The sequence below is a fragment of the Ancylobacter sp. G4_0304 genome (assembly GCF_047501495.1).
Taxonomy (GTDB): domain Bacteria; phylum Pseudomonadota; class Alphaproteobacteria; order Rhizobiales; family Xanthobacteraceae; genus Ancylobacter.
This window is the reverse complement of the sequence record NZ_JAZDRM010000020.1, coordinates 1-13452: the sequence shown is the minus strand read 5'-3', so window position 1 is coordinate 13452 and position 13452 is coordinate 1. Positions and strand designations below refer to the sequence as shown.

General features: G+C 72.2%; 17 protein-coding genes. All 17 read left to right on the top strand.

Annotation, left to right across the window (positions count from 1 at the left end):
• The first annotated feature begins 65 nt into the window (after positions 1-65).
• A complete protein-coding gene (locus tag VRZ77_RS12735) occupies positions 66-632 on the top strand; it encodes a head-tail connector protein (RefSeq protein ID WP_414593032.1) in 567 nt (188 codons plus the stop codon).
• Positions 629-949, top strand: a complete 321-nt coding sequence (locus VRZ77_RS12730) for a phage head closure protein (RefSeq protein WP_414593031.1) — start codon at positions 629-631, stop codon at positions 947-949. Before VRZ77_RS12735 ends, VRZ77_RS12730 begins: the two co-directional genes overlap by 4 nt.
• A 73-nt stretch (positions 950-1022) precedes the next feature.
• Positions 1023-1427 carry a DUF3168 domain-containing protein gene (locus VRZ77_RS12725; protein WP_414593030.1) on the top strand — a complete coding sequence of 135 codons (405 nt, stop codon included), beginning with the start codon at positions 1023-1025 and terminating at the stop codon, positions 1425-1427.
• A 202-nt stretch (positions 1428-1629) separates the two neighbouring features.
• A complete protein-coding gene (locus VRZ77_RS12720) occupies positions 1630-2037 on the top strand; it encodes a phage major tail protein, TP901-1 family (RefSeq protein WP_414593029.1) in 408 nt (135 codons plus the stop codon).
• A gap of 10 nt (positions 2038-2047) precedes the next feature.
• The gene (locus tag VRZ77_RS12715; RefSeq protein ID WP_414593028.1) at positions 2048-2428 is read left to right on the top strand and encodes a gene transfer agent family protein; all 381 of its coding nucleotides are present in this window, start codon (positions 2048-2050) and stop codon (positions 2426-2428) included.
• Entirely contained in the window at positions 2425-2622 is a 198-nt protein-coding gene (locus VRZ77_RS12710; protein ID WP_414593027.1) for a rcc01693 family protein, read from the top strand. The genes VRZ77_RS12715 and VRZ77_RS12710 overlap by 4 nt, the downstream gene beginning before the upstream one ends.
• Positions 2623-2664: 42 nt before the next feature.
• Positions 2665-3246, top strand: a complete 582-nt coding sequence (locus tag VRZ77_RS12705; protein ID WP_414593026.1) for a phage tail tape measure protein — start codon at positions 2665-2667, stop codon at positions 3244-3246.
• A gap of 2 nt (positions 3247-3248) precedes the next feature.
• Positions 3249-3890, top strand: a complete 642-nt coding sequence (locus VRZ77_RS12700; protein ID WP_414593025.1) for a TIGR02217 family protein — start codon at positions 3249-3251, stop codon at positions 3888-3890.
• On the top strand, positions 3887-4750 hold the full coding sequence (locus VRZ77_RS12695; protein WP_414593024.1) for a DUF2163 domain-containing protein: 864 nt from the start codon (positions 3887-3889) through the stop codon (positions 4748-4750). Before VRZ77_RS12700 ends, VRZ77_RS12695 begins: the two co-directional genes overlap by 4 nt.
• Positions 4750-5193 carry an NlpC/P60 family protein gene (locus tag VRZ77_RS12690; protein ID WP_414593023.1) on the top strand — a complete coding sequence of 148 codons (444 nt, stop codon included), beginning with the start codon at positions 4750-4752 and terminating at the stop codon, positions 5191-5193. Before VRZ77_RS12695 ends, VRZ77_RS12690 begins: the two co-directional genes overlap by 1 nt.
• A gap of 251 nt (positions 5194-5444) precedes the next feature.
• On the top strand, positions 5445-9359 hold the full coding sequence (locus VRZ77_RS12685; protein ID WP_414593022.1) for a baseplate multidomain protein megatron: 3915 nt from the start codon (positions 5445-5447) through the stop codon (positions 9357-9359).
• A gap of 25 nt (positions 9360-9384) precedes the next feature.
• Entirely contained in the window at positions 9385-10080 is a 696-nt protein-coding gene (locus tag VRZ77_RS12680; protein WP_414593021.1) for a DUF2793 domain-containing protein, read from the top strand.
• 36 nt (positions 10081-10116) lie between these two features.
• A complete protein-coding gene (locus VRZ77_RS12675; protein ID WP_414593020.1) occupies positions 10117-10422 on the top strand; it encodes a hypothetical protein in 306 nt (101 codons plus the stop codon).
• Positions 10423-10487: 65 nt separating this feature from the next.
• Positions 10488-11303, top strand: coding sequence for a hypothetical protein (locus VRZ77_RS12670; RefSeq protein ID WP_414593019.1), 816 nt, complete (start codon positions 10488-10490; stop codon positions 11301-11303).
• The gene (locus VRZ77_RS12665; RefSeq protein WP_414593018.1) at positions 11300-11515 is read left to right on the top strand and encodes a hypothetical protein; all 216 of its coding nucleotides are present in this window, start codon (positions 11300-11302) and stop codon (positions 11513-11515) included. Before VRZ77_RS12670 ends, VRZ77_RS12665 begins: the two co-directional genes overlap by 4 nt.
• 181 nt (positions 11516-11696) lie before the next feature.
• Positions 11697-12791, top strand: coding sequence for an acyltransferase family protein (locus tag VRZ77_RS12660; RefSeq protein WP_414593017.1), 1095 nt, complete (start codon positions 11697-11699; stop codon positions 12789-12791).
• Between the two features lie 46 nt (positions 12792-12837).
• Positions 12838-13452: glycoside hydrolase family 108 protein (locus VRZ77_RS12655; RefSeq protein WP_414593016.1), on the top strand; the 615-nt coding region annotated here is incomplete at its 3' end.

The window sequence follows — 13452 nt, the reverse complement described above, 5'->3', positions numbered from 1 at the left end:
GCCCGCGCCGGTGCCGTCAACCGCGGCCGCGCCGGCATGTTCACCACGACACAACAGGAGCCCCCATGTCCGCCCTGCTTCTTGCCGGGCCCGCGGTCGAGCCGCTGACGCTCGCGCAGGCCAAGACCTTTCTGCGCGTCGACCACGACGCCGAGGACGCGCTGATCGGTGCGCTGATCACCTCCGCCCGCGCCACCGTGGAGGCGCTGACGCGGCGCGTGCTGATCGACCAGAGCTGGCGGATCGTCCGCGATGCCTGGCCGGCCTGCGGGCTGATCACCGCGCCGGTGAACCCGCTTCGCGAGGTGAGCGCCGCCCATGTGATCGACGCCGCCGGCACGGAGATCGCGGTGCCGGCGGAGGCGTTCCTGTGCGACGCCGCGCGGCTGCCGGGGCTGATCCGGGTCGACCGGCACATGGTGCCGGCGCCGGGGCGTCCGCTCGCGGGCATCGCCATCGACATCGTGGCGGGCCATGGCGCGGGCGCGGACCATGTGCCCTCGGCGCTGATCGAGGCGGTGCGGGTGGTGCTGGCGCATTTCTACGAGCACCGCGACGTGACCGGCCCCGCCGCCGCCTTTCCCCAGCGGCTCGGCGCGCTGGTCGCGCCCTATCGGGTGATGCGGCTGTGAGCGCGCTCGGGAGCCTGCGGCACCGGCTGGTGCACGAGACGCCGGTGGAGACGCCGGACGGGCAGGGCGGGGTGACCCGCGCCTTCATCGCGGTCGATGCGCTCTGGGGCGCGATCGAGACGCGGGCGCGGCCGGAGCTGAGTGCCGACCGCGCGGTCGCGGCGCTGACGCACGACATCACGGTGCGCGCGCCCGCCACGGTGCAGCCCGGCGACCGGCTGCGGCTGGGCGTGCGGCGCTTCGAGGTGGAGGCGGTGAGCGACCCGGAAGGGCGCGGGCGCCGCCTGCTCTGCCGCTGCCGGGAGGAGACGCCGTGAAACTTCTCGCCCGGCTGAAACGCAGTCCCAGACGCTGGCGCCTTCCTGTGCCGACCATTCCGAGGAGGGACCGATGAGCGCCGCCAACCTGCTGCGCGCGGCGATCCATGCCGCGCTCTCCAACGATGCCGCGCTGACCGCCGCGCTGGGCGGCGCCCGCGTCCATGACGAGCCGCCGGCCGGCGCCGAGCTGCCCTATGTCACGCTCGCCGAGGGGCGGGTGAACGACTGGTCGACGGCGACGGAAGAGGGCGAGGAGCACCTGCTCACGCTCCATGCCTGGTCGCGCCAGGGCGGGCATCGCGAGGCGCAGGCGATCGCCGGGCTGGTGCGCGACGTGCTGGAGGGGATGGCTCCGGCGCTGCCCGGCCACCGGCTGGTGAACCTGCGGGTGACGGGGACCGAGACCCGTCGGGAGGCGGGCGGGAAGACCTACCGGGCCGCCATCCGCCTGCGGGCGGTGACGGAGTCAAATTGAGAAATTGGATGAAGATGAAAAAGTGGCGCCAAGACTCTGAGCAGACTCAGCTTCCGGCCTTGAATCTGATTCTGAACATGAAGTCGCTTGGCCGGGATTTCGGAATCAAAAATGTAAGTCGATTCCGACCGGATTCTCACGCGATGTCTTCACTCTAGACCAACAACGTTAACCGTTCCTGACTACCACGAAGGGAAAACCCATGGCCGCGCAGAAGGGCAAGGACCTGCTGTTGAAGATGCATGACGGCACCGCCTATGTGACCGTCGCCGGGCTGCGCTCACGGCAGATCGCGTTCAACACCGAGCCGGTCGACATTACCCATGCCGAGAGCGCCGGGCGCTGGCGCGAGCTGCTGGCCGGCAGCGGCGTGAAGCGCGCCTCGGTCTCCGGCTCGGGCGTGTTCAAGGATGCCGCCTCTGACGCGCTGCTGCGGCAGAGCTTCTTCGACGGGGTGATCCGCAACTGCCAGGTGGTGATCCCGGATTTCGGCACGGTGACCGGGCCGCTGCAGATCACCGCGCTGGAGATCGCCGCCGAGCACGACCGCGAGGTGACGTTCGACATCGCGCTGGAGAGCGCGGGCGAACTGAGCTTCGCGGCGCTGTGAGGGGCGGGCGATGGCACAGGCTCCGGTGAACCGGCACCGCGGCGAGATCGCCGCCGAACTCGACGGGCGACCGCGCCGGCTGGTGCTGACGCTCGGCGCGCTGGCCGAGCTGGAAGGCGCGCTTGGCGCGAGCGACCTGATGGCGCTGGCCGAGCGCTTCTCGCGCGGGCGGCTGTCGGCGCGGGACGCGGTGGCAATCCTCGCCGCAGGCTTGCGTGGGGCAGGCGAGGAGGTGAGCGACGCGGAGGTGGCGCGCATGACCACGCCCGGCGGGGCGGCGGGGTTCGCGCGCCTCGTCGGCGAGTTGATCGCCGCGACCTTCGGAACGGTGCCAGGCGCGGGCGAGCCGGGCGGGGTGGCATCGGGCCCTACGGCGCCGCAGGCGGGTTGAAGGCCGGCGCGACCGCCTTTCCCTGGGAACAGGCGATGGCGTTCGGCTTCGGCCGCCTGCGGCTCGCCTCCCGCGATTTCTGGACGCTGACGCCGCGCGAACTGGCGGCGGCGATGACCGCCCATGCCGGCCCGGCCCGCGCCGCGATGGACCGCGCCGGGCTTCAAGGGCTGATGGCGCGGTTTCCCGACTGAGGGCACTTCGTCGCCCCCTCCTTTTTCATCAATGAGGCTTCCATGGCCGAACTGGACGATATGACGGTGGAGATTTCCGCCGATACCTCGGCGTTCCGCCGCGAAATCGGCGAGGCGGAGCGGCTGGCGCGCGGCTTCGGCCGGGCGGTGGGCGACGCGCTGACCGGAACCGTGGTCAAGGGCCGCGAGGCGGACGACGTGTTCCGCTCGCTGGCGGGCCGGCTGTCCTCGCTCGCCCTCGACGTCGCACTGCGGCCGGTGGAGCAGGGGATCGCCGGCGTGCTGGGCAACCTCACCGGCGGGCTTGCAGGCTTTGCCGATGGCGACGCGCTCGCGGGCGGACGGGTGCTGCCCTTCGCCTCGGGCGGAGTGGTGGCGGCGCCGACCTATTTCCCGATGGCCGGCGGCAATGTCGGGCTGATGGGCGAGGCCGGGGCGGAGGCGATCCTGCCGCTGTCGCGCGGGCCGGACGGCCGGCTCGGCGTCGCGGCGGGGAGCGGCGGGCGCGCGGTGAACGTGACGGTGAACGTTTCGACGCCGGACGCCTCCTCGTTCCGCCGCTCCGAAGCCTATCTCGCCGGGCTGGTCTCGCGCGCGGTGGCGCGCGGCGAGAGGAGGCTGTGAGCATGGCCGCTTTCCACGAGGCGTTGTTTCCGCTCGATGTCGCGCTCGGCGCGGCAGGCGGGCCGGAGCGCGCGACCGAGATCGTGACCACGCTGACCGGCCGCGAGGAACGCAACACCAGGCTGAAGCATTCGCGGCGGCGCTGGGATGCCGGCTATGGCGTGAAATCGCTCGCGCAGCTCTCGGCCATCGTCGCCTTTTTCGAGGAGCGGCGCGGGCGGCTTTACGGCTTTCGCTGGCGTGACCGGCTCGACCATGCCTCGGCTGCGCCCGGGGCGGCGGTGACGCCGTTCGACCAGGGGCTCGGCCTCGGCACTGGGGCGCAGGCGGCCTTCGCGCTGGTGAAGACCTATGGCGGCGTGCACGCGCCCTATACCCGCCCGATCAGCAAGCCTGTCGCCGGGACGGTGCGCGTCGCGGTGGCGGGCGTCGAAAAGGTGGCGGGCACCGGCTTCACGCTGGATGCGACGACCGGAATCGTGACCTTCCTGCCCGGCCATGTGCCCGCGAGCGGGGCGCAGGTGACGGCGGGCTACCAGTTCGACGTGCCGGTGCGCTTCGACAGCGATTTCCTGGAGGTGAACCTCACCGCCTTCGAGGCCGGCGAGATTCCCCGCATCCCGATCGTGGAGATCCGGCCATGAAGACGCTGCCCCCCGAATTCGCGGCCGCGCTGGCGGGCGGGGCGACCACGCTCGCGCGCTGCTGGCGCATCACCCGCCGCGACGGCGCGGTGCTGGCACTGACCGAGCATGACGAGGACCTTGCCGTCGATGGCACGGTTTTCCGCGCGGCGGGCGGCGTCTCGGGCAGCGAGACCGCGACGCAGCTCGGCTTCGCGGTCGATGGCGGCGAGATGTCCGCCGCGCTGACCGACGAGGCGATGACCGAGGCCGATCTCGACGCCGGGCGTTATGACGGCGCTTGGGTCGAGCTGCTGCTGGCGGACTGGTCGGCGCCGGTCAATTTCATTGCGCTGCGGCGCGCGCGGATCGGCGAGGTGCGACGCGAGGACGGGCGCTTCGTCGCCGAGCTGCGCGGGCTCGCTGAGGCGCTGAACGTGGTGCGCGGGCGGCTGTTCGCCAGCAGTTGCGACGCCGATCTCGGCGATGCGCGCTGCGGCGTGGCGCTGGCCGGCGGGTTCACCGGCACCGGCGGCGTCAGCGCGGTGGAGGGGCCGGCGCTGCTCAGGGCCGGCGGGCTGGAGAGCTTCGCCGCCGGCTTCTTCACGCAGGGGCGGCTGACCTTCACCAGCGGTGCGAATACCGGCGTCTCGGTCGAGGTGAAGACCCATGCCGCGGCCGGCGGCGTGGTGCGGCTGGAACTGTGGCAGCGCCCGCCCGAGCCGATGATGGCGGGCGATCCCTTTACCGTCACCGCCGGCTGCGACAAGCGCTTCGCCACCTGTCGGACCCGCTTCGGCAATGCGCTGAACTTTCGCGGTATGCCGCACATGCCCGGCAACGACGCCGTGCTGAAGGTGGCGCGGCCGGGAGGGCTGTGATGGGCGGAACGGCGGAAGAAATGCGCGGCAGGCTGGTCGCGGAAGCGCGGGCCTGGATCGGCACGCCCTATCTGCACCGCGCCTCCTGCAAGGGCCACGGGGCGGACTGTCTCGGCCTCATTCGCGGCGTGTGGCGGGCAGTATTGGGCGACGAGCCCGAGGCGCTGCCGGCCTACACGCCGGACTGGGCCGAGGCCACGGGGGCCGAGCAGATGCTGGAGGCCGGGATGCGCCATCTGCGCCCGGTGGCGGTCGAGGCGATCCGGCCGGGCGACGTGCTGCTGTTCCGCTTCAGGCCCGGCGTGCCGGCCAAGCACGCGGCTCTTCTGGTGACGCCGGAGCGCATGGTGCACGCCCATGACGGCGCGGCAGTGGCCGAGGTGTTCCTCGCGCCCTGGTGGCGGCGCCGGCTCGCCTACGCCTTCGCGTTTCCGGGGGCGTGAGGCCCGCGCGGGGCAGGGCGGTCCGAGGCGACGAGGGCAGGCGTGACTTGTTGCGCGTGGCCCCGACCCCAGCGCTCTCCCCGGCGGGGAGAGGGGGTGCGTCGCGCGTGGGGCGCACGGGCGGCGTCAATGCAATGGCGCGCCGGACATGATGGCGGGGCATCCGCCCTCACCTGGCCCTCTTCGCGGCGGGAGAGGGCGCGCGGCGCGCGTGCGAGGGGCGACCCGCATATCGGACAAGAGAGGGCATCATGGCGACACTCATTCTCGGCGCGGCGGGTGCGGCGGTTGGCGGGGCGCTGTTCGGGCCGCTCGGCGCGGTGGCGGGGCGGGCGCTCGGCGCGCTGGGCGGCGCGGTGCTGGACCAGACGCTGCTGACGCCGGGCCGGCACGCGGAAGGCCCGCGCCTCGACGATCTCGGCTCGATGACCTCGACCGACGGCGCCTCGATGCCGCGCGTTTATGGCCGCGCGCGGCTCGCCGGACAGGTGATCTGGGCGGCGCCGGTGGAAGAGGTGATCGCGACGCAGACCCAATCCTCCGGCGGCAAAAGCTCGGGAATGGGCGGGGGATCGACCTCCACCACCTACAGCTATTACGGCCGCTTCGCGGTCGGCATCTGCGAGGGGCGGGTCAACCGGATCGGTCGCATCTGGGCCGACGGGCAGGAACTCGACCGGCAGGGGCTCGACATCCGGGTGCACCTCGGCGGCGAGGACGAACTGCCCGACCCGATGATCGAAGCCTTCGAGGGTGCGGGCAACGCGCCGGCCTATCGCGGGCTCGCCTATATCGCCTTCGAGCGGCTGGCGCTGGCGCCCTATGGCAACCGGCTGCCGCAGATCTCCGTCGAGGTCGAGCGCGCCATCGGCGAGCTGGAGACCCGGCTGACGGCGGTGACGCTGATCCCCGGCTCCTCGGAATTCGCCTATGACCCGCGCGAGGTGACGCGGCTGGAAGGGCCGGGCGCCTATGCGCCGGAAAACCGGCATGTGACCTTCGCCGCCAGCGATCTCGACGCTTCGCTGGATCAGCTGCTCGCCTGCTGCCCGAACCTCCAGCATGTCGCGCTGGTGGTGTCGTGGTTCGGCACCGATCTGCGCGCCGGCAATTGCCTGATCCAGCCGGGCGTCGAGCGGCGGGTGAAGGCGAACCGGCTCGGCGTGCTGCCGATCGACTGGGCGGTCGCGGGCCAGACGCGGGCCGACGCCTATCTCGTCACGCAATATGACGGCAAGCCAGCCTATGGCGGCACGCCGTCCGACGACAGCGTGCGCCGCGCCATCGAGGCGCTGAAGGCGCGCGGGCTGAAGGTGACGCTCTATCCCTTCGTGATGATGGACATCGCCGCCGGCAACACGCTGCCCGACCCATGGAGCGAGGCCGGCGCGCAGCCGGCTTATCCCTGGCGCGGGCGCATCACCTGCCACCCCGCGCCGGGCCGTCCCGGATCGCCGGACGCGACCGCGGCCGCGGCGGCGCAGGTGAACGCGCTGTTCGGCAGCGCGGCGCCGGGGCATTTCACCGTCACCTCGGGGCAGGTGCTCTATTCCGGGCCGGAAGAATGGACGCTGCGGCGCATGGTGCTGCACTACGCCACGCTCGCGGTGGCGGCGGGCGGGGTCGAGGCGATGCTGATCGGCTCGGAGATGGCGGCGCTGACCCGGGTGCGCTCCGGCGCCGGCAGCTATCCGGCGGTGAGCGCGCTGACCGCGCTGGCGGCGGATGTGAAAAGCGTCGTCGGGGCGGGCACCCGCGTGTCCTATGCCGCCGACTGGACCGAATACGGGGCCCATGTGATGGAGGGCGGCGCGCATGTGCGCTTTCCGCTCGATCCGCTGTGGGCGTCGCCGGCGATCGATTTCATCGGCATCGACTGGTACGCGCCGCTGGCCGACTGGCGCGACGGCGACGCCCATCTCGACGCGCAGCTCTACGAGAGCGGCTATGACCGGGCCTATCTCGCCGGCAATGTGAATGGCGGCGACGGCTATGACTGGTTCTACCCGGACGAGGCCGCGCGGGCGGCGCAGGCGCGCAGCCCGATCACCGACGGGGCCTATGGCGAGCCGTGGGTGTTCCGCGTCAAGGACCTCGCCAGCTGGTGGGGCAATGCCCATCACGAGCGGATCGGCGGGGTGCGGCAAGTGGCGCCGACCGCCTACGTGCCGGGTTCCAAGCCGATGCGGCTCACCGAGATCGGCTGCGCGGCGGTCGACAAGGGCGCGAACCGGCCGAGCGTGTTTCCCGACCCGAAATCGGTGGAAAGCGGATTGCCGCCGTTCTCCAATGGCCAGCGCGACGACCTGATGCAGCGCCGGCACCTGGAGGCGATGCTCGACGCTTTCCACAGTGACGGCGTGAATCCGGTCCATGGCGGCCTGCCGGGCGGGCGGATGGTCGATCCCGCGACGCTCTATGCCTGGACCTGGGATGCGCGGCCGTTTCCAGCGTTCCCGCGCGCCGAGGCGGTGTGGGCGGATGGTGCGAACTGGCGCACCGGGCACTGGCTCACGGGGCGGCTCGGCGCCGCGCCGCTCAGCGAGCTGTGCGCGCGGCTCGCCGCCGATTTCGGCGTGACGGATATCGACTGCGCGGGGCTGACCGGGGTGATCGAGGGCTATGTGGTCGACCGGCCAACCAGCGCGCGCGGCGCTCTGGAGCCGCTGGCGCGGGCCTTCGGCTTCGCGCTGGCGGAACGCGGCGGCGGGCTGGCGCTGCGGATGCGCGGCGCGGGGACGGCGATTGCGATCGGCGATGACGATCTGGTGGCCGTCGAGGGCCAGCCGGCGCTCGGGCGGGTGCGGGCCGGCGACGCGGAACTGCCGCTGAGCGTGACGCTCGGCTTCATCGAGGCGGCGGGGGATTATCGCCGCGCCACGGCGGGCTCGCGCCGGCTGGCCGGCACGGCCCGCGCCGAGGCGACGCTGGACCTCGCCATGGTCGCCGATACCGGCCTCGCCGCCGGGCTGGCGGAAATGTACCTGCAGGACGCCTGGGCGAGCCGCGAGAGCGCGAGTTTCGCGCTGGCGCCCTCGCGGCTCGCGCTGGAGCCGGGCGATCTGGTGCGGCTCACGCGCGACGGGCGCGAGAGGCTGATGGAAATCACCGGCATCGAGGACGCCGAGGCGCGGGCGGTGAGCGCGCGCAGCATCGATCCCGGCGTGTTCCGGCTCGCCGCGCGCGAGGGGCATGCCGCGCCCCTGCCGCTGCCGCAGTCCTCGGGACCGCCGGAACTGGTGGCGCTGGCGCTGCCGACGCTGCCGGACGGCGATCCGGCCGCGCCGCCGCTCGGCTGGCTCGCCGCCTTCGCCCGGCCCTGGCCCGGCGCGATGACGCTGTGGCGCAGCCTGAGCGGGGCGAGCTTCGAGGCGGTGGCGAGCCTGGCCGCGCCCGCCACCCTTGGCCGGACGCTGGAGGCGCTGGCGCCGGACGAGGTGTGGCGCTGGCGGCGGGGCGTCAGCCTTGACGTAGCGCTCAATGGCGGGGTGCTGGCGGGGCTGAGCGAGATCGACGTGCTCGGCGGCGCCAATACGCTGGCGCTGGTGGCGCCCGACGGGGCGGCGGAGATCGTGCAGTTTCTCGACGCCGCGCTGATCGGGGCCAATAGCTGGCGGCTCGGCGGCCTGCTGCGCGGACAGCTCGGCACCGAGGCGATGGCGCGCGACGTTTGGCCCGCCGGCACCACGCTGGTGCGGCTCGACCGCAATCTGGCGCCGATCGCGGCCGGCCTCGATCCGCTTGGCCGCAGCGTGACGCTGCGCGTCGGGCGCTCGGATCGCGGGCATGGCGATGCCGGCGTCACTGAAGTCTCGACGCGCCTGACCGCGCGGGCGCTGCTGCCGCTCGCCCCGGTCCATGCCCGCGCGCGGCGCGGGGCGGGCGGCGTGACGCTGAGCTGGATCCGGCGGACCCGCTCGGGCGGGGATTCCTGGGACCTTGCCGAGGTGCCGCTGAACGAGGCGAGCGAACGTTACCGGCTCGACATCCTCTCGGGCGGCGCGGTGGTGCGCAGCTTCGAGACCACGATGCCCTCGCAGCTTTATGCGAGCGCGCAGGAGACCGCCGATTTCGGCGGGCCGCAGGCGGCGCTCGACATCCGCGTGGTGCAGCTCTCCGCCAGCGTCGGCGCCGGCGCGCCGCTGGACGCGCATCTGACCCTCTGAACCGCCAACAGGACCGACACACGCCATGAGCGAGACGACACCTCTTCTCGCGCTGCCGCTGCTCGCGGCCGCGCAGGCGCAGAAGCATGTCACCCATAATGAGGCGCTGACGCTGCTGGACGCGGCGACGCAGCTGGCCGTGCTCGACCGCACGCGAACCACCCCGCCCGGCGCTCCGGTCAATGGCGACCGCCATCTGGTGGCCGCCGGGGGCAGCGGCGACTGGGCGGGGCATGCCGGGCAGATCGCGCTGTATGATGGCGGCTGGCGGTTTCTCGTGCCGCGCGCGGGCTGGCGTGCCTTCGTCGCCGCCGAGCGCCTCAGCCTGATCCATGACGGCACCGGCTGGTCCGATCTTATGGCGGGCACGGCCTCCGGCGGCGCGGCGGCGCTGCGGGCGGTGGAGGAGGAACTGGTGCTGGCGGGCAGCTTCGTCGCGTCCACCATCGTCATCCCCAACCGCGCGATCTGCCTCGCGGTGGCGAGCCGCACCGTGACCGCGATCACCGGGGCGACCTCCTACGGCGTCGGCATCGCCGGGGAGACCACCAAGTTCGGCGGCACGCTGGGCATCGCGGCCGGGGCGAGCAATGTCGGGGCGATCGGCCCGCAGGCCTTCTACGCCGACACGCCGCTGCGCGTGACCGCCGCCGGCGGCAGCTTCACCGGCGGCCGGGTGAAGCTGGTGCTTTACACCCTCGTCTTCAACGCGCCGACCTGAGCCGGGCCTTCACGTTCCATCCTTCGGAGAACAGACATGCCTTATGATTCCGCCAAGGACCCCTGGCGCGGTGTCGCCGTCTCACCGACCGGCCTCGGCCGTGCCGGCACGCTGGTCACGCCGAGCGACACGCTCGACCTCGCCCGCTATGCGCGTCTGCGCGTGTTCGTGCCGGCAAGCCTTGCTTCGGCGCAGATCAAGCTGCTGCCGGTGAACGCGGCCGACGACGCGCCGCTGACCCTGCCGCTGCCGACCGGGCAGGCGAGCGTGCCGGAATATCTGGTGCGCCGCGTCTACGCGACCGGCTCCACCGCCGGCATCGTCGTCCACACCATCGACTGAGGCGCGCCGGACCCCGCGGGCCGCGCCGCGCGCCCGCGGGGCCGCAGATGAGGAGACACTCCCCTATGCTCGGTATCGGTCTCGGCCTCGCCCAGGCGGCGCGGCGGAAGGGCGGGCGCCTGCTGCTGCCGGAGGCGCAGGCGCTCGCCGCACGCATGACCACGGCGCCCGCGCCGGAGCGCCTGCACCTCGTCTCGACACTGATCGGCGCGCTCAAGGCCGGTGGGGTGTGGGCGAAGCTCGACGCGCTCTACATCCTCGCCGCCCATCACGAGCAGGCGAGCCGGCTGAACTGGGTGCAGGACGCCTATGACCTGACGGCGGTGAACTCGCCCAGCTTCGCCGCCGATCGCGGCTGGCAGGGCGACGGGGCGACCAGCCGGCTTGCCGGCGGCTTCCTCCCCACCGGCGGCGGCAGCCGGATGACCGCAACCTCGGCGCATCTCGGCATGTGGCCGCTGACCAGCATACCGGTGGGTACGGCCAGCACCTCTTACGATGTGGGCTACCACACGAGCACCGGGAATGCGCGGCTGAGTATTGCTCGCCCCGGCTCCAGTCCCGAGCGCGCGGCGCTGTTCGCGGTGCATGCGAGCGCGGCCATGACCATCAACGGCACCTATGCGCGCCATCTCGCCTGGTCGCGTACCGCGAGCGACCTTGCGACCGCCTATGCCGATGGCGTGGCGGGGGCGACCATGAGCGAGGCCGCCGGCGCGCTGCCAGGAAGCCCGCTCGACGTGCTGCGGTCCGGCACCTTCTACGGCATCAACCAGATCGCGGCCGCGCATTGGGGCGCCGGGCTGAGCGCGGCCGAGATGCTGACCCTGCGCGACGCGCTGCGCGCCTATCTGATCGCCGTGGGAGCCGTGACGCCATGATCATCCTGACCGAACAACAGGCCGATGCCGTGCGCGGCCCGACCGCGCCGGGCGCCGCGCTCGATCCGATCCCGCTCGGCGACGGCACGAGCTGGGTGCTGCCGGAGGCGGTGCTCGTCGACCCCGCGCATGCGACGCGCCACGCATGGCTCGCCGGCCTGCCGGTGCGCGAGGTCGCGCCGGAGGAATGGCCGGCGCCAGCGTCGCAGTGACGGCCGGCTGTGAGTGAGAACGAAGAAGCCTGCGGCGCCGGGTACCATCGCGCCACGGCCCGCCATGTCGACGGCCGGATTGTTGCATGCTAGCTCTCGCCTCGATATTCCGCGCCTCGGCGCCGGGGACCCTGGAGACGTGGTGAGGATAGAGCGCCCGAAGCCCGCGGCCGGATCGGTTGTGCCCGTGCCCGACGCGCTGGCGGTCACCCGCATGCCGCATCTGCCGGACCTCGACGGCATCCGCGCGGTGGCGGTAGGTATCGTGGTGCTGTCGCATCTCGGGCTCGACCGCATCGTGCCGGGCGGTTTCGGCGTCACCATCTTCTTCTTTCTCTCCGGCTACCTCATCACCTCGCTGATGCGGCTGGAAATGCACAATAGCGGCCGCATCAGCTATGCCGGCTTCTACACGCGGCGCGTGCTCAGGATCATTCCGCCGTTCTGGATCACCGGGGCGTTCAGCCTCGCCTGCATCGGCGTCGGGCTGATCGGGCGGCCGATCGACTGGCCGGGCGTGGCGGCGGATGTGCTGTTCCTGACCAATTACACCGACGTCTACACCACGCTGGACGGCTTTCCCGGCATGCCGCTGTGGTCGCTGGCGGTGGAGGAGCATTTCTACTTCTTCTTCCCGCTGGTGGTCGGGCTGTTCCTGCCGCGCGTTGGGCCGAAGCGGCTGGCGCTGTGGTGCGCGATCGCCTGCGTCGCCGTGCTGATGGTGCGACTGGCCAATGTCTACGGTTTCGGTATCGTCGCGCCGAACGACAAGATGACCCATACTCGGATCGACTCGATCCTGTTCGGCTGCGTGCTGGCGCTGTGGCAGAACCCGGTGCTGGAGGGGCGCGCGGCGTGGCGGCCGACGCGCTGGCAAGTCGGGGTCGCTCTCCTCGCGCTGCTGGCGATGTTCGCGATCCGCAACGAGGAGTTCCGGCAGACGATCCGCTACTCGGTTCAGGGCGCCGCGCTGTTCGTGCTGTTTTCCTATGTGCTGCAGACCGACATCCCCGTCGTCACCCGGCTGCTGCGCTCGAAGCCGATGCAGACCATCGGGCTGTATTCATTCACCATCTATCTGGTGCATTTCGTGTTCATCGGCATTGCCGAGAGCCGGTTCCCCGAGGCGCATCCCGCCATCCGCGCGGCGTTCGTGATCCTCGGCACCTGGGCCTATAGCGCGTTGATGTACCGGCTGGTGGAGCGCCCGCTGGCGCGGCTGCGCCAGAGGCTCAACCGGCGCAACGAGAAGCCACTGCTCTCGCCCGCCGCCTGAAGACTGCGCCCGCCAAGGGCCCACCAACCCAAGATCTGGAGCTGCCATGACCGCGTCGAGCTTCGACGGGGCGCTTTCGCGCGTCCTCGTGCATGAGGGAGGCTGGTCCGACCATCCTCGCGACCCCGGCGGGGCGACCATGAAGGGCGTGACCCAGCGCGTCTATGACGGCTGGCGCCGGCGGGCCGGACTGAAGACCCGCAACGTGCGCCAGATCACGGATGCCGAGCTCAGGGCGATCTATCGCGTGCAATACTGGGTCGCGGTGCGCGGCGACGACCTGCCGGCCGGGCTGGACGACTGCCTGTTCGACGCGGCGGTGAATTCCGGCGCGGCGCAGGCCGCCAAATGGCTGCAGCGGGCGCTGGGCGTCGCCGCCGACGGGCAGATCGGCGAGGCGACGCTGGCCGCGCTGGCGGGTCGCGACGTGGCGTCGCTGATTGGCGAGGTGTGCGACCGGCGGCTTGCCATGCTGCGCGCGCTCTCGACCTGGAAAACCTTCGGCGCTGGCTGGTCCCGGCGGGTGGCGCAGGTGCGCGCGCAGGCGCTGCGCCTCGCGGGGGGAGGAAAAGCCGCCGTGCCGGTTCTCGACGCCGCCATGGCCGCGACGCCCAAGGCACGGGCGAGCGACACGCGGCTCTCGCGCACGCCGGAGGGGGCG

What these genes read in the sequence shown, in the direction of transcription:
- VRZ77_RS12735 (WP_414593032.1), top strand. Translation starts at nt 66, where the DNA reads ATGTCCGCCCTGCTTCTTGCCGGGCCCGCGGTCGAGCCGCTGACGCTC.
- VRZ77_RS12725 (WP_414593030.1), top strand. Translation starts at nt 1,023, where the DNA reads ATGAGCGCCGCCAACCTGCTGCGCGCGGCGATCCATGCCGCGCTCTCC.
- VRZ77_RS12720 (WP_414593029.1), top strand. Translation starts at nt 1,630, where the DNA reads ATGGCCGCGCAGAAGGGCAAGGACCTGCTGTTGAAGATGCATGACGGC.
- VRZ77_RS12715 (WP_414593028.1), top strand. Translation starts at nt 2,048, where the DNA reads ATGGCACAGGCTCCGGTGAACCGGCACCGCGGCGAGATCGCCGCCGAA.
- VRZ77_RS12705 (WP_414593026.1), top strand. Translation starts at nt 2,665, where the DNA reads ATGGCCGAACTGGACGATATGACGGTGGAGATTTCCGCCGATACCTCG.
- VRZ77_RS12700 (WP_414593025.1), top strand. Translation starts at nt 3,249, where the DNA reads ATGGCCGCTTTCCACGAGGCGTTGTTTCCGCTCGATGTCGCGCTCGGC.
- VRZ77_RS12695 (WP_414593024.1), top strand. Translation starts at nt 3,887, where the DNA reads ATGAAGACGCTGCCCCCCGAATTCGCGGCCGCGCTGGCGGGCGGGGCG.
- VRZ77_RS12690 (WP_414593023.1), top strand. Translation starts at nt 4,750, where the DNA reads ATGGGCGGAACGGCGGAAGAAATGCGCGGCAGGCTGGTCGCGGAAGCG.
- VRZ77_RS12685 (WP_414593022.1), top strand. Translation starts at nt 5,445, where the DNA reads ATGGCGACACTCATTCTCGGCGCGGCGGGTGCGGCGGTTGGCGGGGCG.
- VRZ77_RS12680 (WP_414593021.1), top strand. Translation starts at nt 9,385, where the DNA reads ATGAGCGAGACGACACCTCTTCTCGCGCTGCCGCTGCTCGCGGCCGCG.
- VRZ77_RS12675 (WP_414593020.1), top strand. Translation starts at nt 10,117, where the DNA reads ATGCCTTATGATTCCGCCAAGGACCCCTGGCGCGGTGTCGCCGTCTCA.
- VRZ77_RS12670 (WP_414593019.1), top strand. Translation starts at nt 10,488, where the DNA reads ATGCTCGGTATCGGTCTCGGCCTCGCCCAGGCGGCGCGGCGGAAGGGC.
- VRZ77_RS12665 (WP_414593018.1), top strand. Translation starts at nt 11,300, where the DNA reads ATGATCATCCTGACCGAACAACAGGCCGATGCCGTGCGCGGCCCGACC.